A 609-nucleotide genomic window follows, 5' to 3' on the forward strand; every position below is an offset into this window, starting at 1 on the left:
GGCGGGGCCGAGGGCGGCGCGGCCGGCGGTCGCGGCGGCGCGGCGGCCGCCCGTCCACCCGGGGCGGGGGGCAGCTCGTCGCCGTGGACGGCCTCGACCTGCGCGTCGAGCGCCAGCACCTCGATCAGCGCCTGCCGCACGAAGTCGCCGTGCGCTCCGCCGCGGAAGTTGGCGGCTGCGCCCTCTGATGCGATGCCCAGGGTGACCTTGCGGCCGTCGAAGCCGAGCACCGTCGCGTCCTTCACGAGCATGAAGGTGACCTTCTTCATCCCGAACAGGCGCGTGGCGACGTCCGGCCACGCGTGCCGGATCGCCTCGACGTCCAGCGCTCCGGGCGTGGACGCGACCTGCGGCCGGGCGACCGGGGGCTCGGGCGTGGCCGTGGGATCGGGGAGGGAGGGGGCCTCGGCCGCCGGCGCAGCCGGCTCGGGCGCAGCCGCCGGCTCAGGGACGACGCCGGGCTCGGGCTCGACCGCCGTCGGCACCTCGGGCTCGGGGGCAGGGGCCGGTGCGGGCTCGGGAGCCGCCGGAACGGCCGCGACCTCCGGCTCGGCCGGCCGGCCGGCCGCGTGCAGCTCGCGCGGCGCCTGCGGGCGCCGGGGCTCGTCG

General features: G+C 79.8%; 1 pseudogene. It reads right to left on the reverse strand.

The features are described 5' to 3' along the window. Positions 1 to 609, reverse strand: a pseudogene (locus ACYVJ4_RS18770) (hypothetical protein); the annotation flags it as partial.

This window comes from Angustibacter peucedani (genome assembly GCF_054779595.1).